Annotated in this window: 20 protein-coding genes and 1 pseudogene; 17 read left to right on the top strand and 4 right to left on the bottom strand. The window is 69.2% G+C overall.

Features of this window, described 5'->3' with window-relative positions; translation table 11 throughout:
• Positions 1-21 precede the first annotated feature (21 nt).
• Positions 22-1,029, top strand: a complete 1,008-nt coding sequence (locus GS4_RS00565; protein WP_007616425.1) for an NAD(P)H-dependent glycerol-3-phosphate dehydrogenase — start codon at positions 22-24, stop codon at positions 1,027-1,029.
• A gap of 29 nt (positions 1,030-1,058) precedes the next feature.
• Here the strand turns inward: GS4_RS00565 and GS4_RS00560 are convergent, their stop codons facing one another.
• Positions 1,059-1,634 carry a DUF3515 domain-containing protein gene (locus GS4_RS00560; RefSeq protein ID WP_040508903.1) on the bottom strand — a complete coding sequence of 192 codons (576 nt, stop codon included), beginning with the start codon at positions 1,632-1,634 and terminating at the stop codon, positions 1,059-1,061.
• Between the two features lie 54 nt (positions 1,635-1,688).
• Complete coding sequence (locus GS4_RS00555) at positions 1,689-1,934, bottom strand: Lrp/AsnC family transcriptional regulator (protein ID WP_007616420.1); 246 nt, start codon at positions 1,932-1,934, stop codon at positions 1,689-1,691.
• Positions 1,935-2,176: 242 nt separating this feature from the next.
• On the opposite strand from GS4_RS00555, the gene thiL reads away from it, so the two are divergent.
• The 3 genes from thiL to GS4_RS00540 all read left to right on the top strand — a co-directional run bounded on the left by thiL (position 2,177) and on the right by GS4_RS00540 (position 4,577).
• A complete protein-coding gene (thiL, locus tag GS4_RS00550; RefSeq protein WP_040508900.1) occupies positions 2,177-3,268 on the top strand; it encodes a thiamine-phosphate kinase in 1,092 nt (363 codons plus the stop codon).
• Between the two features lie 107 nt (positions 3,269-3,375).
• Entirely contained in the window at positions 3,376-3,897 is a 522-nt protein-coding gene (locus tag GS4_RS00545) for a gamma carbonic anhydrase family protein (protein WP_007616417.1), read from the top strand.
• Complete coding sequence (locus GS4_RS00540; RefSeq protein ID WP_007616415.1) at positions 3,894-4,577, top strand: uracil-DNA glycosylase; 684 nt, start codon at positions 3,894-3,896, stop codon at positions 4,575-4,577. Before GS4_RS00545 ends, GS4_RS00540 begins: the two co-directional genes overlap by 4 nt.
• Before the next feature lie 90 nt (positions 4,578-4,667).
• Here GS4_RS00540 and GS4_RS00535 read toward each other — a convergent pair whose 3' ends face one another.
• Complete coding sequence (locus GS4_RS00535; protein WP_007616413.1) at positions 4,668-5,498, bottom strand: enoyl-CoA hydratase/isomerase family protein; 831 nt, start codon at positions 5,496-5,498, stop codon at positions 4,668-4,670.
• 112 nt (positions 5,499-5,610) lie between these two features.
• Positions 5,611-5,802 carry a 50S ribosomal protein L28 gene (gene rpmB / locus GS4_RS00530; RefSeq protein ID WP_007616411.1) on the bottom strand — a complete coding sequence of 64 codons (192 nt, stop codon included), beginning with the start codon at positions 5,800-5,802 and terminating at the stop codon, positions 5,611-5,613.
• 467 nt (positions 5,803-6,269) lie between these two features.
• Between rpmB and GS4_RS00525 the strand changes: the two genes are divergently transcribed.
• The 13 genes and pseudogenes from GS4_RS00525 to GS4_RS00465 all read left to right on the top strand — a co-directional run.
• Positions 6,270-7,937, top strand: a complete 1,668-nt coding sequence (locus GS4_RS00525; RefSeq protein WP_007616409.1) for a DAK2 domain-containing protein — start codon at positions 6,270-6,272, stop codon at positions 7,935-7,937.
• The gene (gene recG / locus GS4_RS00520; protein ID WP_007616408.1) at positions 7,937-10,186 is read left to right on the top strand and encodes an ATP-dependent DNA helicase RecG; all 2,250 of its coding nucleotides are present in this window, start codon (positions 7,937-7,939) and stop codon (positions 10,184-10,186) included. The genes GS4_RS00525 and recG overlap by 1 nt, the downstream gene beginning before the upstream one ends.
• A gap of 100 nt (positions 10,187-10,286) precedes the next feature.
• Positions 10,287-10,955, top strand: a complete 669-nt coding sequence (locus tag GS4_RS00515) for an HNH endonuclease family protein (RefSeq protein ID WP_369403290.1) — start codon at positions 10,287-10,289, stop codon at positions 10,953-10,955.
• Positions 10,956-11,074: 119 nt separating this feature from the next.
• On the top strand, positions 11,075-12,364 hold the full coding sequence (locus GS4_RS00510; RefSeq protein WP_007616396.1) for a glutamate-5-semialdehyde dehydrogenase: 1,290 nt from the start codon (positions 11,075-11,077) through the stop codon (positions 12,362-12,364).
• Positions 12,361-13,278: an AAA family ATPase gene (locus tag GS4_RS00505; RefSeq protein ID WP_007616393.1), complete on the top strand. Its 918-nt coding sequence runs from the start codon at positions 12,361-12,363 to the stop codon at positions 13,276-13,278. Before GS4_RS00510 ends, GS4_RS00505 begins: the two co-directional genes overlap by 4 nt.
• Positions 13,278-14,717, top strand: coding sequence for a vWA domain-containing protein (locus tag GS4_RS00500; RefSeq protein WP_007616391.1), 1,440 nt, complete (start codon positions 13,278-13,280; stop codon positions 14,715-14,717). Before GS4_RS00505 ends, GS4_RS00500 begins: the two co-directional genes overlap by 1 nt.
• 97 nt (positions 14,718-14,814) lie before the next feature.
• The gene (nadD, locus tag GS4_RS00495; protein ID WP_040508894.1) at positions 14,815-15,522 is read left to right on the top strand and encodes a nicotinate-nucleotide adenylyltransferase; all 708 of its coding nucleotides are present in this window, start codon (positions 14,815-14,817) and stop codon (positions 15,520-15,522) included.
• A gap of 61 nt (positions 15,523-15,583) precedes the next feature.
• Positions 15,584-15,946, top strand: a complete 363-nt coding sequence (gene rsfS, locus GS4_RS00490) for a ribosome silencing factor (protein WP_007616387.1) — start codon at positions 15,584-15,586, stop codon at positions 15,944-15,946.
• Positions 15,943-16,656, top strand: a complete 714-nt coding sequence (locus tag GS4_RS00485) for a histidine phosphatase family protein (protein WP_007616385.1) — start codon at positions 15,943-15,945, stop codon at positions 16,654-16,656. Before rsfS ends, GS4_RS00485 begins: the two co-directional genes overlap by 4 nt.
• A 48-nt stretch (positions 16,657-16,704) precedes the next feature.
• Positions 16,705-17,430, top strand: coding sequence for a diglucosylglycerate octanoyltransferase (octT, locus tag GS4_RS00480; RefSeq protein WP_040508891.1), 726 nt, complete (start codon positions 16,705-16,707; stop codon positions 17,428-17,430).
• A 39-nt stretch (positions 17,431-17,469) separates the two neighbouring features.
• Complete coding sequence (locus tag GS4_RS00475; protein ID WP_040508889.1) at positions 17,470-18,330, top strand: DegV family protein; 861 nt, start codon at positions 17,470-17,472, stop codon at positions 18,328-18,330.
• Positions 18,331-19,361: 1,031 nt separating this feature from the next.
• Complete coding sequence (locus tag GS4_RS00470) at positions 19,362-20,036, top strand: ComEA family DNA-binding protein (RefSeq protein WP_369403289.1); 675 nt, start codon at positions 19,362-19,364, stop codon at positions 20,034-20,036.
• A pseudogene (locus GS4_RS00465) lies at positions 20,033-20,822 on the top strand (ComEC/Rec2 family competence protein); the annotation flags it as partial. The gene GS4_RS00470 and the pseudogene GS4_RS00465, both read left to right, overlap by 4 nt.

Raw genomic sequence — 20,822 nt, 5'->3', positions numbered from 1 at the left:
GCTTCAGGCAGAGGAGTTGATGTGCGGGCAGCTGTGATGGGTGCGGGATCGTGGGGGACGGCCACCGCCAAGGTCCTGGTGGATGCCGGGGTCCCGACGACGATCTGGGCGCGCCGACCCGCTTTGGCCGAGCAGATCGACGCCGATCACACCAACGGCGACTACCTGTCGGGAATCAGCCTCCCCGCTGAACTCCGTGCCTCCAGCGAGGTGGCGACCGTCCTCGACGGAGCCGACATCGTGGTGTGCGCGGTGCCGTCGCAGTCGTTGCGTGCCAACCTGTCGGACTGGCTGCCGCACCTGGAATCGGATGCGACTCTGGTCTCGCTGGCCAAAGGGATCGAGAGCAACACCCTGCTCAGGATGAGCGAGGTGATCGCCGAGGTGTCGGGTTTCCCGGCGGGCCAGATCGCCGTGTTGTCCGGACCCAACCTGGCGCGCGAGGTGGCCGAAGGGCAGCCCGCGGCCACCGTCATCGCCTGCAGCGACGAGGTCCGCGGCGAACGACTGCAGACAGCGTTCGCGACCGGCTACTTCCGTCCGTACACGAACACCGACGTCGCCGGATGTGAGATCGGGGGCGCGGTCAAGAACGTCATCGCCCTTGCCTGCGGGATGGCCGGCGGAGTGGGCTTCGGCCAGAACACGTTGGCGACGATCATCACCCGGGGTCTCGCCGAGACCATCCGACTGGCGGTGGCCGTCGGTGCACGCATCGAGACCCTCGCCGGACTCGCCGGCATCGGAGATCTGGTCGCGACGTGTTCGTCGCCGCTGTCCCGCAACCGCACCTTCGGCGCTCGCCTGGGGCAGGGGGCCAGCATGGAGGAGGCCCAGGAGGCGACCAACGGTCAGGTCGCCGAGGGCGTCAAGTCGTGCACCTCGGTACGCGCACTGGCGGTCGAGCACGGCGTGGAGATGCCGCTCACGGACGCGGTACACCAGGTCTGCCACGGTGGGGTGTCGGTGGCCGAGGCGATCAGCTCGCTATTGGGCCGCAGCATCAAGCCGGAGATCTACCGCGACTGAGCCGACGGTGGCGATCGCCGCATCGTCGGTCACCCGAAATCCAGTGGGGCGCGCGGTAGCTCACGGTCGATCAGCGCCGACACGTCGGTGATGGGGCCGTTGCCCGCATTGGCCGGGACCCAGATCGCAACGTAGGGGCGATGATCGACGCACACGTACGCCTGGCCGACGCCGTCGATGGTGTCGGTGATGAACCACTGCACCGGATGGACGACCTGTAGATTGCTGGTCGGCGCCAGGCCCGCGGGTCGTTCGACGCCGCAGCGGACCACCAGCGGATCGCCGCCGGATTCGGAATTGGGCCAACTCGCCTGGGAGTCCGACACCGCCTTGGTCCCGAATCCCTTGAACGTGTCGGGCAGCGCCGCGAGAAAAGCCGGACACTGCGGTGCGGCCTGGGTGCGATAGGACTCGATCGGCGGAGCGTCGTCGGGACGTAGCGCGGCGTAGGTGATGAAGGCCACGATCACCATGACGGGGATGGTGACGAGCGTGGCGATCAGGACCGGACTCAGCCGCGGGCCGGCGGTCTGCGGAGAGCCGGTGGTCGGTTCCGCGGGCCTCGACGCCTCGGCGTCCTGATCGTTGTCGTCGGTGGCACCCACGGGTCCCACCCTAGGCACGACGTCGGTCACGCCGACGACCGGTTGGGAAAGGGGTCAGCGCGGCACGCTGACGATGGGGCAGGTCAAGGTGCGCGTGATCCCGTCGACCTTCTGGATCTGCGGTACCACCTCGTCGGTGAGCTGCGAGACGTCCGCGGCATCGACACGCACGATCACGTCGTACGGGCCGCTGACCTCCTCCGACGATGCGACGCCTGCGATCTCGGCGATTGTCGCGGCTGCCACCGCTGCCCGTCCCACCTCGGTCTGGATCAGTACGTACGCTCCGACCACGGCCATCCTCTCCCCTGGGGATCGCGGAGCGACGCCTCGACGCGTCGAACCTGATCCGGCTGCTGTCCGGACGCGACCTGTCGGCCACGGCCGACTCCCGTCCCGCCGATCCGGATTCGCGTCGCGCCCCAGAAGCCGATGTGGGCAACCCGACCAGATCGGCTCGTGACCCGCAGCCAATACACTGTGGCACACATTGTCACCGACGACCCGGGGCCTGCGCGACTCAGGGAGATCGAGGGGAGATCGTGACCGCCGGATTCGGTGAGGACGACGTCGTCACCCCGACCGGCCGCACCCGGACGGTCGGGGAGGTCGGTGAGCGACGACTGATCGCCGTGCTCGCACGGGCCGCCGAGCTCCCGTCGGCCCGCGACGCACGCACCGTCGCCGACCACGACGACCCGCCCGGGCGTGACATCGTCATCGGTTCGGGTGACGATGCCGCGGTGATCGACACCGCCGGCCCGACCGTCATCAGTGTCGACACCGCGGTCGAGGGACGACATTTCCGACTCGACTGGTCGGCCCCGCATCAGATCGGGGCGCGTGCGGTGGTCCAGGGCGCCGCCGACATCGCCGCGATGGGTGCGCGGACCACCGGCGTGGTGGTGTCCATCGCCTGCCCGCCGACCACCCTGGTCGGCACCGTTCTCGACCTCGACGCCGGGATCGTGGCCGCGACGCACCGACTCGGCGCTCGTGTGCTCGGCGGCGATCTCGTCGCGGCCGAGCAACTCGTCGTGAGTGTCACCGCGGTCGGCAGGCTCGATGGCATCGCACCCATCGTGGTCGGTGGCGCGCAGGTCGGTGACGAACTCGCGGTCAGCGGCCCCCTCGGGGGATGTGCGGCTGGGTTGGCGGTCCTGCGAGCTGTCGAGTCCGGTGGTGACCGAGCACTTCTCGATCGGTATGCACGCCTGGTCGAGGCCTATCGTCTGCCGGATCCCGATCTCGCACAGGGGGTCGCGGCGGCCCGTTGCGGAGCCCACGCGCTCACCGACATCTCGGACGGGCTGATCGAGGAATTGAGAACCTTGGCCGCGGCATCCCGGGTCCGCGTCGAGATCGACTCCGATCGCCTGCCGCGGGTCGGTTCCCTCGCGGCCGCCGCACGCGACCTCGATGTCGATCTCCGGGAATGGACGCTGGCCGGGGGAGAGGACCACGAGCTGCTCGGTGCCTTTCCGAGCGGGACGATACCGCCGGGATGGACCGTGATCGGCGCGGTGACCCACTCGGATACCTCTGGGTCGGTGATCGTCGACGGGACAGCGGCGGGGGCGCTCCGCGGATGGCAGTCGTTCGCCGACATCGAACCCGACGGCCGTCGGAGGTGACCCGCGGCGACGATGACACGCGGCGACCGCACCTCTTGACCAGCTCGAGTCCCGGCCGCGCTCGGGGTCCGGGCCCGAACGGGGGGTCGGAATGATTAGATCGCCCCATGGCGATCTATGCGCTCGGGGACCGTGAGCCCACTCTCGGCGCCGATGTCTACATCCACCCCGAGGCTGTCGTGATCGGCGACGTCACCCTCGGCGACGGTGTGTCGGTGTGGCCGTCCGCGGTGCTACGCGGAGATTCTGGTTCCATCACGATCGGGGCGCGGACCAACATCCAGGACGGCACCATCATCCACTGCACGCCGATCGACGCGACCGTGATCGGCAGCGGCTGCGTCGTCGGCCACAACGCCCATATCGAGGGCGCGACGATCGGCGACGACTGCCTGATCGCCTCGGGGTCGGTCGTGCTGAACGGGTCGACGATCGGTGACCGGGCGATTGTCGGTGCCGGCGCGGTCATCCCCTACAAGTTCGCCGTGCCGCCCGCACGCATGGCACTCGGCGTCCCGGCACGCATCCGTGAGGGATTCGAGGTACCCGAAGGCCACGTCGACCTGAACGTCGAGATGTACTACCAGAATGCGCAGTATTACCGAGAATCCCTGAGGAGGGTCGAGTGAGCGCTCGTCCGCTGGCCGAGCTGATCGATCCCGGGTGGGCGCAGGCACTCGCGCCCGTCGAGGAGACCATCACGACCATGGGACAGTTCCTGCGCGAGGAGAACTCGTCGGGACGCGGATACCTGCCGTCGGGCGCGAACGTGTTGCGCGCCTTCACCCATCCCTTCGACGACGTCCGTGTGCTGATCGTCGGGCAGGACCCCTACCCGACGCCGGGGCACGCGGTCGGCCTGAGTTTCTCGGTCGCGCCGGAGGTGTCGCCGATCCCACGCTCGCTGCAGAACATCTACACCGAGTACACCGATGATCTCGGCTACCCGCGGCCGGCCAACGGAGATCTCACGCCGTGGGCGAGATCTGGTGTGCTGCTGCTGAACCGGGTGTTGACGGTCACTCCTGGAACGCCCGCCTCACATCGCGGCAAGGGCTGGGAAGAAGTCACCGAGTGCGCCATCAAGGCGCTGGTCGACCGCGATGCCGACCCGCTGGTGGCGATCCTCTGGGGGCGCGACGCGGCCGGACTGAAGCAGTGGCTGCCCGACGTCCCGGTGATCGAGTCCGCTCATCCGTCGCCGTTGTCGGCGAGCCGCGGGTTCTTCGGCTCGAAGCCGTTCAGCCGCGCGAACGAGGCCCTCGAGGATCTCGGCGGTGACCCTGTCGACTGGCGGCTGCCGTCCTGATCGATGTGCACCCGACCGTCGGTCACGATCGGGTGCACGATCAACGCTTTTCAGAGCACGGTCGACGCTTTTCAGCGCACGGTCGACGGTTCAGTCGGTGGTACGTGCCGCGCCGAAATCGGGGCGGCGCTTACCGATGAATGCGTCCACGCCCTCGATGCCTTCCGCCCGACCGGACAGGCGGGCGATGGACCGGGCCTCGGCGACGAGCTGATCCGCGAGTCCGTTGGTCGGCGAGGCCGACAACAATGCGCGGGTCGCCGACAGTGCATTGCGTGGCCCTGCGGCGAGTTTCCGCGCAGCGGCCCGGGCCGCCTCCTCGACCTGGGCATCGTCGGCGACGGTGTCGCCGAGCACTCCGAGTGCGAGGGCCGTCTCGGCGTCGAGGATCTCGTCGGTGAGCAGGATTCGTCGCGCGCGTGCCGTCCCGACGACACGCGGCAGGGACCAGGTTAGTCCACCGTCGGGTGACAGGCCGATGCCCTGGTAGGCCGGGCGCAGTTTGGTCGACGGTCCGCCGATGGCGACGTCGGCGTGCAGCACGATGCTCATACCTGCGCCGGCGGCCCAGCCCTTGACCGCGGCGACCACGGGACGGTCCGCCTCGATCAGTGCGGTGACGAAGGCGTGGAAGGTGTCGGCGAGACCGCGCAGATAGGTCGGGCGGTGCTCGGCCGAGGCGAAGGCGCGGACGTTGCCGCCGGCGCAGAAGTTGGCACCGGTGCCGACCAGGAGGATCGCGCCGACCTCACGTTCGCCGCGGGCGACGGCCCGTAGTTCGGCGGCGCCCTGGACGAGGGCTTCGTCGGAGAGGGAGTTGCCTGCCGCAGCGGTGGAGACCGCGATGGTCAGGATTCCGTCGGAGACGTCGACGACATCGATTTGCTGCGCGGAGGTGGGGGAGGGGGCGGTGTCGGTCATGGCCGAACCTTAGCCGGAGAGCACGAGAACCCGATCGCCGGGTCCGAGCGAATGCTCGGTCGGCGGTCGGGTTCAGGTGATGTGTCCGGCCTGACCTCGGTAGGTCAGTGGGTCAGACGCCTGCGGCCTTGCCTGCCTTGAGGCAGGAGGTGCAGACGTTCTTGCGCTTCCGGTTGCCCGGAGCGACCTCGACGCGGACGGACTGGATGTTCGGGTTCCAGCGGCGGTTGGTGCGGCGATGCGAGTGCGACACCGACTTGCCGAAGCCCGGGCCCTTGCCACATACGTCGCAAACGGCAGCCATGGTCGAACTCCCTCGGTAGATGATGATGGTCTGTGGTCGGTCCGACCGCTCAGGTGATCGCGCCGGGCACGACCCGACGGCAGTCGGACAACCCTGCAAGGATAACGGGGCGATGCCACACCGGCCAAATCCCGGCGTCCGCACCCGGCGACGCCTGCGGTGCCGACGCGGTGACGACTCGATGCCGACGGGTGACCGTGGCCACCGACATGGGCAGCGCCGAGCGCGGCGGGCAGCCACCATGGTTGCACCGTTCCGCGGGTGGGCGGTGCACCTCGGCATCGTCACGGTGGGGAAGTAATCTCGGACACGAGTGCCGCCGGGCCCCGGCGGCCAGGTCTCGCTTCGGTGGCCTGTGCCCCGGACGCAGACGCGTGATGAATCGTCCGGTGAGTCCCTCGTCCTCGCGGAGGTGGCGGTGTGAGTGCAGATCGGGTCCCTTCGCCGATCGGTCGAACGGAGCGTCGATGACCGCCGATGAGGACACGCGCGTCGTTCCGACCCTCAACCCGCAGCTGCTGCGCGATTGGGCGACGCAGAGCGCATCCGGCCTCGCAGACCTGCGCGGCGAGATCAACGACCTCAACGTGTTCCCCATCCCGGATTCCGACACCGGTAGCAACATGGTCTTCACCATGCAGGCTGCTGCCGACGCAGCGACCGCGGCGGCCGGGGATGCCGACGTCGCGACGGTCGCGCGGCTGATGGCCGAGGGTGCGGTCGCGAATGCGCGCGGCAACTCCGGCGTGATCCTCTCGCAGGTGCTGGTCGGGCTCGCCGACGCGGCCGAACTCATCGGCGACGGACCCGACCTCACCTTCGGTCAGTTGTGGACCAAGGGCCTGCGGCTCGGGTCGCTGGCCGCGGTCCGCGCGGTGAGCGATCCGCGTGAGGGGACCGTGCTCACGCTGATCCGGGTGGCCGCCGAGACCGCGGCCGTCCATTCCGGCGATTCGGCGGCGGACCTCGCCCGCGCGGTCGCCGACGACTGCGCCGACGCCTTGGAGCAGACCCCCGACCAGTTGCGCGAGCTCGCCGAGGCGGGAGTGGTCGACGCCGGTGGTCGCGGACTGCTGGCGCTGCTCGACGCGATGGTCACCGTGCTGACCGGCGTCGCCCACCGTCGTCGGCGCTACCGCGGCATCCTCACCGGTGGTGGCGAGGCACGCGATCACAGTGTCGGGGAGTGCTCGGGCGACAGCGAGATGGACTTCGAGGTGATGTACCTCCTCGACGGTGCTGCAGGCGAGGCGATCGGCGCGCTGCGCTCGACCCTCGACGAACTCGGCGACGCCGTCGTGATCGTCGGCGACAGCTCCACCGACAGCGAGCGTTTCTCCGTCCACGTCCACACCTGCGAACCCGGCAAGGCCGTCGAGGCCGGTGTGGCTCTCGGACAGATCTCCGAGATCCGGATCAGCTGTTTCGCGCTCGACGCGATGCGTTCGCTCACCGACACCTCGGAGCCGCCGCCTCGTCATCGCCGGGCCGTGGTGGCCGTGGTCCGGGGTGACGGCGCGGCCGAACTGTTCACCGAGGCCGGTGCGGCGGTGGTGCGTGCGGACGACGGACTGACCCCGCAGTCACTCGTCGACACCATCCGCACGACGGACAGCGCGCACGTGATCGTGATGGCCAACGGCGCCTTAAGTTCTCAAGACCTGGTCACGGTCTCGGCCGAGGTCCGATCCCATCAGCGATCAGTGGTGTACCTGCCGACATCGTCCATGGCGCAGTGCCTCTCGGCCCTGGCCGTCCACGATCCGGGCGAGTCGCCCGACGCGGACGCCTACGCGATGGCCGAGGCGGCGGCTGGTACCCGATGGGGCTCGTTGATCAGCGCACCGACCAAGATGATGACGCTCGCCGGCACCTGTGAGGTCGGAGACGTGTTGGGGCTCATCGGGTCCGATGTCCTGGTCATCGCGCCGGACCAGTCGGCGGCGGTCACTGCGTTGCTCGACCTCATGCTGGCGACCGGTGGCGAGATGGTCACCGTGCTCGCCGGATCCGAGGTCGACGACGAGGCGCTCGATGCCGTGTCCGAGTTGATGCGGAGGTCGTACGCCGGTGTGGAGCTGGGGGTCTACCGGACCGGTCAGGCCGATCAACTGTTGCAGGTCGGGGTCGAGTAGTGGTCGTGCAATCGGATCCGTTGGACGGCCTGCTGCCGCCCAAGCGTGTGGCCGCGCTGGCTGAGCTCGGTGTGACCACTGTCGGCGCGCTGCTCCGCTACACCCCGCGACGCTATGTGCGCCATGGTCAGTTGTCGGCGGAAGAACTGCCCGCCGACGACGAGTGGGTGACCGTGATCGGCCGGGTCACCCGTTCCACCATGGTCCAGATGAAGAAGCGCAAGGGCTCGTTCCTGAAGGTGAGCCTCGACGACGGCGGCAACACCTACGACGCGAACTTCTTCAACGCCAAATGGATTCAAGGACGCCTCAAGCCGGGCGCGCGCGTGATGATGGCCGGCAAGGTCAAGGTGTTCCGGGGGAGGGTCCAACTCTCGCATCCGGATTGGCTGGTCCTACCCGACGGTGAGCTCGGCGTGGAGACCATCGTCGGCTCGGCGATGCTCTCCGAGATGTATTCCGCACAGTCGGAAATGCAGGCCGAGTCGGCCGACGGCAGTGGCGTCGACAGCGACATCGACCCCGCCGACTTCGATCGTCCGATCGTCCCGATGTACCCGGCTTCCAAAGAGATCCAGACCTGGGCGATCTGGTCCTCGGTGCGTTCGATCCTCGCGCGGTGTGATTTCGCCGAGGACGCCCTGACCCCCGATGAACGGTCCGAGCGTGGATTGCCGACCACCGCCGAGGCGATCCGTTCGGTGCACCTGCCCGACACCGAGGAAGAGATCGAGACCGCTGCCGAACGGCTGCGCTTCGACGAGGCCCTGGCCATCCAGACCGTGCTAGCGCAACGGCGCCTCGCGGGGCGCTCCGAGTCGGCCGCGACCTGCCCACATGTCCCGGGGGGGCTGGAGGATCAGCTCCTCGAGCGCCTGCCCTTCACCCTCACCGACGGTCAGCGGCGCGTGGTGGACGAGATCGGCGAACAGTTGGCCGCGCCCACCCCGATGTCGAGGTTGCTGCAGGGAGAGGTCGGTTCGGGAAAGACGCTGATCTCCCTGCTGGCGATGTTGCGCGTCGTCGACAACGGGCATCAGTGCGCCATCCTCGCGCCGACCGAAGTGCTCGCCGCGCAACACCATCGGACCATGACGACGATGCTCGGCGACCTCGCCGGTGCGGGAGAACTCGGCTCGGCCGAGAACGCGACATCGGTGGCGTTGCTGACGGGTTCGATGCGTACGGCCGGAAAACGCCAGACACTCCTGGACGTGGTCACTGGTACGGCCGGCATCGTGGTCGGCACCCACGCGCTGTTGGAGCAGAACGTCGAGTTCTTCGACCTCGGCATGGTGGTCGTCGACGAGCAGCACCGGTTCGGTGTGGAACAGCGCGACATCCTGCGTTCCCGAGGTCGCGACGGTGTACAGCCCCACTTCCTCGTGATGACCGCGACACCCATCCCGCGGACGGTCGCGATGACGGTGTTCGGCGATCTCGAGACCTCGACGCTGCGCGAACTGCCGCGCGGACGTCAGCCCATCACCACGTCGGTGGTCCCGATGAGCAACGAGCGTTGGGTCGAACGCGTATGGGCCCGGGCGGCCGAGGAGATCGATGCCGGTCGGCAGGTCTACGTGGTGTGCACGCGAATCGGTGACAACGACGACCCCAAGGACGACGACGGTCGGCCGCGCGGGGTCTCCGTGCTGGACCAGTACGCCGAACTGGTGGCGGGACCGCTGGGTGATCGCCGGATCGAGTACCTCCATGGTCGGCTGCCGGCCGACGAGAAGAACGCGGTGATGGACTCCTTCGGCCGCGGCGAGGTCGACATCCTGGTCTCCACCACGGTGATCGAGGTCGGTGTGGACGTCCCGAACGCGACGACGATGGTCATCGTCGACGCGGAGCGGTTCGGCGTCAGCCAGTTGCACCAGCTGCGCGGTCGCGTCGGGCGTGGCGAGCACCCCGGACTGTGCCTGCTGATGACCCGTGCGGGGCAGGTCTCGCAGGCGATGGAACGACTGCGGGCGGTCGAGGCGTCCAATGATGGGTTCGAACTGGCCCGCGTGGATCTCGAGCAGCGGAGGGAGGGCGATGTCCTCGGAGCACTGCAGTCCGGTGGGACGTCGTCGCTGCATTATCTGTCGCTGCTCACCGACGCCGAGGTCATCGCCGATGCCCGGGGGTTGGCGGAGGAGATCGTCTCTGCCGATCTCCCGCTCGCCGATCACCGCCCGCTGGCCGATCTGGTCGACTCGATCCTCGTCCCGCAGAAGGTCGAGTACCTCGACAAGTCGTGACCGGTGGCCGTGGCATGTGTTGCTGCCGTTCCGAATCCGTCGGTGGGCCCACCGGCTCGCCGGCGGCTGGCCGGTCCGACGCTGGGCGATACTGCTCGTCGTGACCGTCGGTACGGTCGCGGCGGCGACCGTCTCCGTCCTGCCTGCCGTTTCCCTGATGCCCGACGACTCGTCGGCGAATCCGGCGCGCGCCGCGGCCGCCCGTGACCTGGCCGGGCGCCTCGCGACGCTGCCGGTGGTCGTCCGATCCTCTGATCACAGCTACGAGCGGACGGCGTTCGGGCAGAGCTGGTCGGACGACGCGCAGGTGCTGGGGGCGGGCAACGGGTGCGACACCCGCAACGACATCCTGGCCCGCGATCTCGCCGACATCCGCACCGCACCGAGCGCGCGCTGCCCGACGACGGTCGTCGCGGGGGAGTTCCGCAGCCCCTACTCAGGGGAGTTCGTCTCCTTCCGGCGTGGTCGGGGATCGGCGGAGGTTCAGATCGACCACATCGTGCCGCTGTCCTACGCCTGGGACATGGGCGCCTCGACGTGGACGGCTATCCGCCGACTCGACTTCGCCAACGATCCGGCGAACCTGGTCGCGGTCGACGCGGCGTCCAACCAGGCCAAGAGCGACAAAGAGCCGGCACGGTGGATGCCCCGGCAGTCGGGCTTCCACTGCCAGTACGCCATGCAGTTCGTCGCGGTCAGCGCCGCGTACGGGCTCGCAGTCGACGGTCGTTCGCGTCCGGTACTCGATCGTGCGCTCCACCGATGCTGAGGGGGCGTCGGTATCGGCGGTGATCAGGGACCGAGCCGGGCTCGGGGGCCGATTGGGCACCCGGCAACGCGTGGTTACTCTGGTGGGCGACATATTCCCGCAGGCGAAGACGAGGTCTCATGAGTGCTCCCACCGCCGATCGGGCCGTGGCCACCGGGTCGGACTCCTCCGACACCACGCAGGTCGTCCACGGTCTCGCGAAGAAGGCGCGTACCGCGTCACGCTCGCTGAACGGACTCACCACCGCCGACAAGAACGCCGCGCTGCTGGCCGCCGCCGACGCGATCGAGGCGGCCGCTGACACCATCCTGGCGGCCAACCAGCGAGATCTCGATCGCGGCGCCGCCGACGGCATCGAGGCGTCGCTGATGGACCGGCTCCGACTGACCCCGGAGCGCGTGACCGGCATCGCCAACGGTCTGCGTCAGGTCGCGGTGCTCCCGGATCCGATCGGGGAGATCGTGCAGGGCAAGACGCTGCCGAACGGTCTGCAGCTGCGGCAGGTGCGGGTACCCCTGGGAGTCGTCGGCATCGTCTACGAGGCCCGGCCGAACGTGACCGTCGATGCGTTCGGGATCGCGTTCAAGTCGGGTAATGCGGTGCTGCTGCGTGGTTCGTCGTCGGCGGCCGACTCGAATGCCGAACTGGTACGCATCCTGCGGGAGGTGCTCTCCGCCAACGGCATCACCGCCGATGCGGTGGCGTTGCTGCCGAGTGAGTCCCGGACGAGTGTCACCGCGCTCATCCAGGCGCGCGGACTGGTCGACGTCGTGATCCCGCGCGGCGGTGCCGGACTGATCGAGGCAGTCGTGGCCAACGCGACGGTGCCGACGATCGAGACCGGCGTCGGCAACTGCCACGTCTACGTCCATGCGCTCGCCGACCTCGATGTCGCGACCCGGGTGGTGTTGAACTCGAAGACCCGGCGTCCCAGCGTGTGCAACACCGCCGAGACCGTGCTCGTCGACGCCGCGGTCGCCGCGGATGCCCTGCCCCGGATCACCTCCGTGCTGCAGGCTCAGGGAGTGGTCATCCACGGTGACGAGACCGGGATGGAACCGGCGACCGAGGCCGACTGGTCCGAGGAGTACCTGTCGATGGACATCGCGGTGAAGGTGGTCGACGGGATCGACGCCGCCATCGCGCACATCGACACCTACGGCACCGGCCACACCGAGGCGATCGTCACCGCCGACCTGGCCGCTGCCGACGAGTTCACGCGGCGGGTCGATGCGGCTGCCGTGATGGTCAACGCGTCCACCGCGTTCACCGACGGTGAGCAGTTCGGGTTCGGCGCCGAGATCGGCATCTCCACCCAGAAGCTCCACGCACGCGGCCCGATGGGCCTGCCGGAGCTGACCTCGACCAAGTGGCTGGTCTGGGGCAACGGCCACGTCCGTCCGGCATGACCGGCACCGCGCCCGGCGGCGCCACCGTGGTCCCGACCTTCGCTGACGTCCCCGACGTCGTCGCCCGACTCCGCGCGACCGGCTATCTGGCCGACGAGGCGACCGCGACGTCGACATTCCTCGCCGATCGCCTCGGCAAGCCGTTGCTGGTCGAGGGTCCCGCCGGTGTCGGCAAGACCGAGCTGGCTCGGGCCATCGCCACGGCAACCGACGCCGAGCTGATCCGCTTGCAGTGTTACGAGGGCATCGACGAGGCCCGCGCGCTCTACGAGTGGAACCACGCCAAGCAGATCCTGCACATCCAGGCGACCGGCACGCGGGACTGGGACGAGGCCAAGCACGACATCTTCTCCGACGAGTTCCTGCTGCCCCGACCGCTTCTCCGTGCGATCGCCCGCACCGAGCCGACGGTGTTGCTGATCGACGAGGTCGACAAGGCAGATGTCGACGTCGAGGGACTGCTGCTGGAGGTCCTCAGCGACTTCGCCGTGACCATCCCGGAGATGGGGACCGTCGCCGCGACCCGCCGCCCGGTGGTGTTGCTGACGTCGAATGCGACCCGCGAACTGTCCGAGGCGCTCAAGCGTCGCTGCCTCTACCTGTACATCGATTTCCCGGATGCGGCTCGCGAGCGCGAGATCCTGGCCTCGCGAGTGCCCGATCTGTCGGACCGGCTCGCCGCCGAGCTCGTCCGCGTGGTCGGCGTCCTACGCACCCTCGACCTGCGGAAGAAGCCGTCGGTGGCCGAGACCATCGACTGGGCCAACACCCTGCTCGCGCTCGGCGCGGGAGACGGCGCTGGTGGTCGATCCGGGTCCGGGCTGGACGACGGCCTCATCGCACGAACCCTGGGCGTGGTGCTCAAGCACCGGCCCGACCTCAAGACCGCGCTCAAAGAGCTCAAGCTGGGCTGATGACCGCGCATCCGCCGTCGCCACCCGATCAGGACGCCGACGTCCCGTTGGTCGGCCACCTGACGGGTTTCGTCGACGATCTCCGCACACGCGGAATCGTCGTCGGTCCGTCGGAGCTGATCGACGCGGCCCGCGCAATGGAGGTCCTCGACCTGCTCGATCGGGGGAGTCTCCGCGAGGGGTTGGCGACGACGCTCATCGACGACCAGACCCACCGGCGGGTGTTCGACCGGGTCTTCGACCTCTGGTTTCCGCTCGGCACCGGCAAGCGGACGGTCGACACCGCACTGCCCCGGACCGACGCCGGCGCGATCGACGTCGAGGCGGTGCGTGACCTGGCCGCCGAACTGCTCGCCGACGACAGCGCCGGTCAAGACGGTCGGCTGAGTCAGTTCGTGGCGATGGTGGTCGACGAACTGGGGCGCTACGAGTCGACGCGCGGCGAGGCGTTCTCCGCATATCAGGCGATGAGCTCGGTCAACCCGCAGACGCTGATCGCGCGGATCGCCGCCGCGATGGCCGGTGGTGGCGACGACGAGTTGGGCAACCGGCCGGGCACCGAGCCGGTCTACCGGTCGGCCGCGCGGGCGCGTGCCGCCGATCTCCGGGCCGCGATCGAGACCGAGACCCAACGTCGGATGGCCGCGCGCAGCGGCCGCGAACGCGTGGCCGAGTATGCGGTCCCCGACCTCCCCGAGAACATGAACTTCCTGTCGGCCGGGGCCTCGCAGATGGCCGAGATCCGGCGAACGGTGGAGCCACTCGCCCGACTGCTCGCCGCGAAGCTCGAGACCCGCCGTCGCCGAGCTCATCACGGGGCCGTCGACGTCCGGTCGACCCTGCGCGCCTCGATGTCCACCGGCGGCGTGCCGATCGACCTCAAGCTCCGCAAGCCGCGTCCCGGCCGGCCCGAGCTGATCGTCATCTGCGACGTGTCGGGCTCGGTGGCCGGCTTCTCGCAGTTCACGCTCCGGTTGGTGTCCGCTCTGCGCCAACAGTTCTCGTCGGTCCGCGTCTTCGCCTTCGTCGACACCGTCGACGAGGTCACCGAGTTCTTCGAGCGCGGCTCCGACGACGAGGACTTCGGTGCGTCGATGCACCGGATGATCAGCACCGCGCGGATCAGCACGCGCGACGGGCATTCCGACTACGGCAACATGCTGCGCGGGTTCGTCGACGAGTACCTGGACTCGGTGACCCATCGCGGTGCGCTGCTGATCCTGGGCGACGGCCGCAGCAACTATCACGACCCGCGGCTGGACGCCCTGCGGGTGCTCGTCGAGCGCGCCCGTCACGCCTACTGGCTCAATCCCGAGGCCCGGCGTAACTGGGGTGTCGGCGACTCGGTGGCGACCGAGTACGCAGAGGTCATCGAGATGTTCGAGTGCCGGAACGCGACGCAGCTCGGCCGCGCCATCGCCGACCTGCTGCCGGTCTGATCCCATGGTGACCGCAGGCCACGGACGGACCCGCGCATCAGGCGTCGCGGCGTACGCGTGGCGGTGACCTGTGCCGCACCGCGTAAACTCTCACCCCATGTCAGGAGACCGCCCGCGGGTGCGCCGCATCGGCGTCATGGGCGGCACGTTCGACCCTATCCACAACGGTCACCTGGTGGCCGCCAGCGAGGTCGCCCACCGGTTCCGATTGGACGAGGTCGTCTTCGTCCCGACGGGCAGACCGTGGCAGAAGCTCGGCGGCCCGGGGGGTGACTCGGCGCCGACGGCGGAGAGCGGATCGCGACCGGTCAGCCCGGCCGAGGACCGGTATCTCATGACCGTCATCGCGACTGCGTCGAATCCCCGGTTCAGCGTGAGCCGCGTCGACATCGATCGGGCAGGCGACACCTACACCGTCGACACGTTGCGTGACCTGAAGTCGCTGCACCCGAACGCCGAGCTCTACTTCATCACCGGCGCCGACGCGCTCGAGTCGATCCTGTCGTGGCAGAACTGGGAGGAGCTCTTCGAGCTCGCCAACTTCATCGGCGTCAGCCGGCCCGGTTACGTGCTCGACGCCAAGCATCTCGCAAAGCACCTCACGACCCTGCCGGAAGATACGCTGCAGTTGCTCGAGATCCCCGCATTGGCGATCTCGTCGACGGAGTGCCGGTCACGGGCGGCGTCGGGTCGGCCGGTCTGGTATCTCGTGCCCGACGGCGTGGTCCAGTACATAGCCAAACGTCGTCTCTACCGGACGCCGCGGGCGTCGTCACCAGGTGTGTCTGCCCCGGGAGCGCCGTGACCGCACCATCCGTCGGGTGCACCGTGCACGCCGACCACAGACTCTCGAGAAGGGATCGTTCGTGACTGCATCACCCGAATCGCTGGAGATGGCGAAGATCGCCGCACTGGCCGCGGCCGACAAGCTGGCCCGCGAGGTGTCGGTGATCGACGTCTCCGAGCAGTTGGTGATCACCGACCTCTTCGTCATCGGGTCGGCCGACAACGAGCGCCAGGTCAACTCGATCGTCGACGAGGTCGAGGACAAACTCCGTGAGGCCGGATACAAGCCGGTGCGCCGGGAAGGCACCCGCGAAGGCCGCTGGGCACTGCTGGACTACATCGACATCGTCGTACACATCCAGCACGACGACGAGCGCTCGTTCTATGCGCTGGAACAGCTCTGGAAAGACTGCCCGACAGTCGAGATCGAGGGCCTCGCGTGAGCGGTGGGCCCGACGACCACGACACCTCCGTCGAACGCCTGACCCCGATCGTCCGTCGATTGATCCTGCTCCGGCACGGGCAGACCGACTACAACGCCGGCGGTCGAATGCAGGGGCAGCTCGACACCGACCTCACCGAACTCGGTGTGCGTCAGGCGAAATCGGCCGCCGACGCGCTTGCCGACCGGGGTCCGCTCTTGATCAGGTCGTCGGATCTGCGTCGGGCACGTGACACCGCGGAGGCGCTGGCGGTGCGAACCGGACTGACTGTCGACACCGACGAGCGCCTGCGTGAGACGCATCTGGGGGACTGGCAGGGCCTCACCCACGGCGATGTCGACGAGGCGATGCCCGGCGCGCGCCGGACGTGGCGGGACGACGCTTCGTGGACACCGCCGAACGGCGAGAGCAGGATCGACGTGGCCCGGCGGGCCACCCCGGTGGTCGACGAACTGGTGGCCGAACTCGACGAGTGGGGCAGCGGTGACCGTCCGGAGGCGCCGGTGGTGCTGGTGGCGCACGGCGGCGTGATCGCCGCGATGACCGCTGCGCTGCTCGACCTCCCGGTCGCGAACTGGCCGGTCTTCGGCGGACTGGCGAACACGAGCTGGGTCCAGTTGTCCGGCCACGGTGTCCCCGGACATCCGGCTCGCTGGCGCCTGGACGTCTGGAACGCCTCGGCCGAGCCGGCCGACGCGGGTATCCAGTGAGCCGGGCCCGATGACCCTGCGCCGGCTCGGGGACGGTCGGCATCGACGATGACCGAGACTACGCGTGCACGAGTGGTGGTGTTGTCGGATTCGTTGGCGTACTACGGGCCTCGAGGCGGACTGGCGGCGGACGATCCACGGATCTGGCCCAACCTGGTTGGCGCGAGCGTGGGCGCGGAGGTCGACGTCTTCGGTCGGATCGGGTGGACCAGTCGCGACGTGTGGTGGGCGGTCACCCAGGACCCGAACATCTGGGCGGCGCTCCCGCACGCTCAGGTGTTGGTGCTCGCGTTCGGGGGCATGGACAGCCTTCCGTCGCCGTTGCCGACCGCGCTCCGCGAGCAGATCCGCTACGTACGGCCGGCCCGCCTGCGGCAGGTGGTCCGCAGCGCCTACGAATGGTTGCAGCCCAGGCTCTCGCCGGTCGGTTGGCCGATGGCGTTGCCGCCCGCGGTGACGGTCGAGTACCTGGATCGCATCCACGGCGCGATCAGCCATCTGCGGCCGGATCTGCCGGTGGTGCTGTGCCTTCCGTCCACCCACATCAGTCCCTATTACGGACGGGCGCATCCGGGTCGCATCCCGACGACGTCGGCGATGGCGGAGTGGGCACGCGAGGCCGGCGTCCCGACCGTCGAGTTCTACGAGATCACCCGAGCAGCCTTCGCCGACCCGACCCATGAGATGAATCCGGACGGCATCCACTGGGGGTTCGAGTGTCATCGGCAGATCGCGGCCGCGGTGGCGCCCGCCGTCGCAGCTGCGCGCGGGTGAGCCCGCGAGCAAGCGATGTGTACCGGCTAACGTAGACGCGTGCCTGTAGTCGTCGTCACGGATTCGTCGTCGCGGTTGCCCACGTCGGTGACCGATCATTACGGCGTCCGCGTCGTGCCGTTGCATCTGACCCTCGATGGTCAGGACTACAGCGAGGGGGTCGACGACATCCCGGCGGACATCGTCTCCACCCCCGGGGTCACCACGTCGGGGGCGAACCCGGCCGAGATCGCGACCGCCTTCGACGAGGCGGTCGAGGCGAGCGAGGGTGCGGGTGTCGTCGCGGTACACATGTCCCGCCGGCTGTCGGGAACATGGTCGGCGGCCCGGTTGGCCGCGGAGAAGTTCTCCGGCCAGGTGCGCGTGGTGGATTCCCGATCCGTCGGACTCGCGGTCGGCTTCGCCGCGGTCGCCGCGGCACAGTCCGCACAGTCCGGTGCCGACCGGGACCGCGTCTATGAGTCGGCGATCCGACAGGCTGCGACCGTCGATTCGATGCTCTGCGTCCACGATCTCGACAATCTGCGCAACAGCGGTCGGATCAGTGCTGCCAGCAAGATGCTCGGTTCCGCACTGTCGATCAAGCCGATCCTGCACATGGTCGACGGTGTCCTGACGCTCAAGGAACGGCACCGTACGTTCTCCAAGGCGATCGGCAAGATGGTCGACGCCGCGGTCGAGTCCGCCGCCGGGCGTCCGGTGACCGTCGGCATCCAACACTGTCGCGCTGCCGACATGGCGCACGATCTCGGCGACCAGCTGACCGAGCGTCTCCGTGTGGTCACATCTCGGATCACCGTCGATCTCGGACCGATCCTCGGATGCCATGTGGGGCCAGGCGCCTTGGGCGTCGTCATCGCAGAGCACCTCGACCCGATCGAGGGCATCGATGCCGGCTGAACCGATCTGGACTGACGCCGGCTGAGCCGGTCCGGACTGACGCCGGCTGAGCCGGTCCGGGCTGACGCCGGCCCGCGTCGGTCGGCCGCCGCACGCGTTGTGCACACCCTGCGGTCCATCCACAGATCCCGATCGACGCTCCCATCGGGGACGATCGACTCCTAGCGTTCTCGAGCATGAACAGTCCGACGCCGCCCAGAGGTGAACCTGCGCGCCCGGGATGGCAGGTGCCCGTTCCGGACCCGCGAGTGACGTCCGGACCCGCCTCGCGCACGGACGACGAATCCGGACCGCAGCGTGAACCGTCGATCGGTACGGCCGGTCGACGCCTCGACGGAAGCGTGCGTCGTACCGGATACCGCCGACGCGATGGCGTCGACCGCGCCGGCGGCAGTCCGCTCGATCGGTTGGGCCCGGCGCCGACGGTGGGGCGGGACCCCGACAGATTCGTGGACACGGTGGTGGGGGAAGGGGCGGACACCGCATGGCCGGGCATCAGCGGGTCGGGTACAGGGGGATCGGACACTGGCGGATCAGACACTGGCGGATCGGACGCTGCCGAATCAGACGCTGCGGGATCGGGTGCTGGAGGATCGGACACTGCGCAGATCGCGCCGAGGCCCATCGATGCGTGGCGGCCGCCGACAGCCATCGTCGAGGAGACCGAGGCGGTCGGCGATACCGACGCCGTCGAGGATCCGACGGCGGCACCACCCCGAGGGTGGGGGATCACCGCCATGCCGACCTGGCTGGAATCAGGACCTGCTCCGTCGCAGGGTGATCCGGGCAGACGGGACGGTCGGCGTGGTTCACCGGGGCGCGTGCGTGATGCCTGGGACCGCCACGGCGCCGAGGACCGCTTCGGTCGGGATTCGTTCGGGGCCGGCTCCGACAGGGACGGGGACCACGACCTGAGTGAGGATCACGACTGGGATGGGGACCACGACCGAAACTGGGACCTCGATAACCGTCGTGGGCACCCGGCCCGACGACGATGGGCGCCGGCGCCACCGGCTGCGATCGCATTGATCGTGGTTGGCATCGTCGCCTGTGTGATAGCCGGGGTCCGGGTGTTCGGAGGGGACGACGAGATCGGGACAGTCGCCTTTCCCGTGCAGGCCGGCCCGACCGGGTCGTCGGCTGCGGGGCCGTCGACTGCAGGACAGTCGACGCGACCACGACCCGGCCATGAGAGCGCGACACCGTCCGGCGAGATCGTGGTCAGTGTCGTCGGTCTGGTGCAGCGTCCGGGGCTCGTGCGCTTGCGCTCTCAGGCGCGGGTGGCGGATGCACTCGATCGGGCCGGTGGTGCCCGTCCGGGCGCGGACACGTTGTCGCTCAACCTCGCCCAGCCCCTCCGCGACGGTGATCAGGTACTCGTCGGGGTGGCTGCTGCACGCGGCGGGATGGGTATGCGCAGCGCCGTGGTGTCGGCCGGCGGCTCAGCTGGAGCCGCGCCCGCCGACGGTCCGCCGGCGTCGGCGGCGAGTGGCACCGGTGGCGCGCCGACCGGTGGCAAGGTCGACCTGAACTCGGCGACCGAAGCTCAGCTCGACGAGTTGCCAGGCGTCGGCCCGGTGACCGCTGCGGCGATCATCGAATGGCGCGCCCGCAACGGCCGTTTCGCGTCGGTGGACCAACTCGGTGAGGTGAACGGGATCGGTCCGGCGCGTCTCGCCCGGTTGCGTGATCTGGTCACGGTGTGACGGATGACTATTCCCGTGCCGTGGGGGAGGGCGCACCGGGGCCCCAATCGGGTTCAGCCGCATCCGATCTCGACCTCCGATTGGTCATCCCCGCGGTCGCGGTGTGGATCGTCACCCTCGTCGCGTTGCTGACGCCCACCGCGGTGGCCGTGACCGTCGTCGGGGTCGCGGGCATGGTCTGCGTGGTCGCGACGGTCGCCGCCGTCAGCGGTCGGGTGGGCTGGTCGTCCGTCGGGCTGGTGATCGTCGTCGGCGGTCTCGCGGCGGGATGCGGTGCGGCAGTTCTCCTCCGGGTCGACGCCGTCGCCGATCATCCGGTGGCACGCGCCGCCGGACAGAAGGTGACCGCCACGATCATCGTCCGAGACGACCCGGTCGCACTCGGTGACCACGGGCAGGTGCGGGTGACCGTCGACGTGGTCGGCATGGGGACCACCGCGGTGCGCGCCGGTCGGTCCGACCTCATCGGCGACAGCTCGGAATGGGCTCAGGTGGTACCCGGCCTCCGGACGGTGTCGCTGGTACGCATCCGGCCGCCGCGGGGCCACGATCTGACGGTCGCTCGCCTGACCGCCGTCGGGTCGCCGACCGTGATCGGGGGACCGCCCCGGCACCATCGGATCGCCGCAGCCGTCCGCGAGCGCCTCCAGTTGTTGAGCGCGCAAGCGCTCGGTCGTGAGGCAGGCGGACTCTTGCCCGGTTTGGTCCTCGGCGACGTCAGCACCCTCGATCCCGTTGTCGAGGAACAGTTCCGCGCTGCCGGGCTCACGCACCTCGTGGCGGTCT

Origin of the sequence: Gordonia soli NBRC 108243 (genome assembly GCF_000334455.1) — a bacterium.
GTDB lineage: Bacteria > Actinomycetota > Actinomycetes > Mycobacteriales > Mycobacteriaceae > Gordonia > Gordonia soli.
This window is presented reverse-complemented; position numbering and strand designations above follow the sequence as displayed.

Excerpts from the sequence above, each read along its gene's own strand:
- GS4_RS00535 (WP_007616413.1), bottom strand. The coding sequence starts at position 5,498 with ATGACCGACACCGCCCCCTCCCCCACCTCCGCGCAGCAAATCGATGTC.
- GS4_RS00545 (WP_007616417.1), top strand. The coding sequence starts at position 3,376 with ATGGCGATCTATGCGCTCGGGGACCGTGAGCCCACTCTCGGCGCCGAT.
- octT (WP_040508891.1), top strand. The coding sequence starts at position 16,705 with ATGACCGAGACTACGCGTGCACGAGTGGTGGTGTTGTCGGATTCGTTG.
- GS4_RS00500 (WP_007616391.1), top strand. The coding sequence starts at position 13,278 with ATGACCGCGCATCCGCCGTCGCCACCCGATCAGGACGCCGACGTCCCG.
- rpmB (WP_007616411.1), bottom strand. The coding sequence starts at position 5,802 with ATGGCTGCCGTTTGCGACGTATGTGGCAAGGGCCCGGGCTTCGGCAAG.
- GS4_RS00510 (WP_007616396.1), top strand. The coding sequence starts at position 11,075 with ATGAGTGCTCCCACCGCCGATCGGGCCGTGGCCACCGGGTCGGACTCC.
- GS4_RS00505 (WP_007616393.1), top strand. The coding sequence starts at position 12,361 with ATGACCGGCACCGCGCCCGGCGGCGCCACCGTGGTCCCGACCTTCGCT.
- nadD (WP_040508894.1), top strand. The coding sequence starts at position 14,815 with ATGTCAGGAGACCGCCCGCGGGTGCGCCGCATCGGCGTCATGGGCGGC.
- GS4_RS00525 (WP_007616409.1), top strand. The coding sequence starts at position 6,270 with ATGACCGCCGATGAGGACACGCGCGTCGTTCCGACCCTCAACCCGCAG.
- GS4_RS00555 (WP_007616420.1), bottom strand. The coding sequence starts at position 1,934 with ATGGCCGTGGTCGGAGCGTACGTACTGATCCAGACCGAGGTGGGACGG.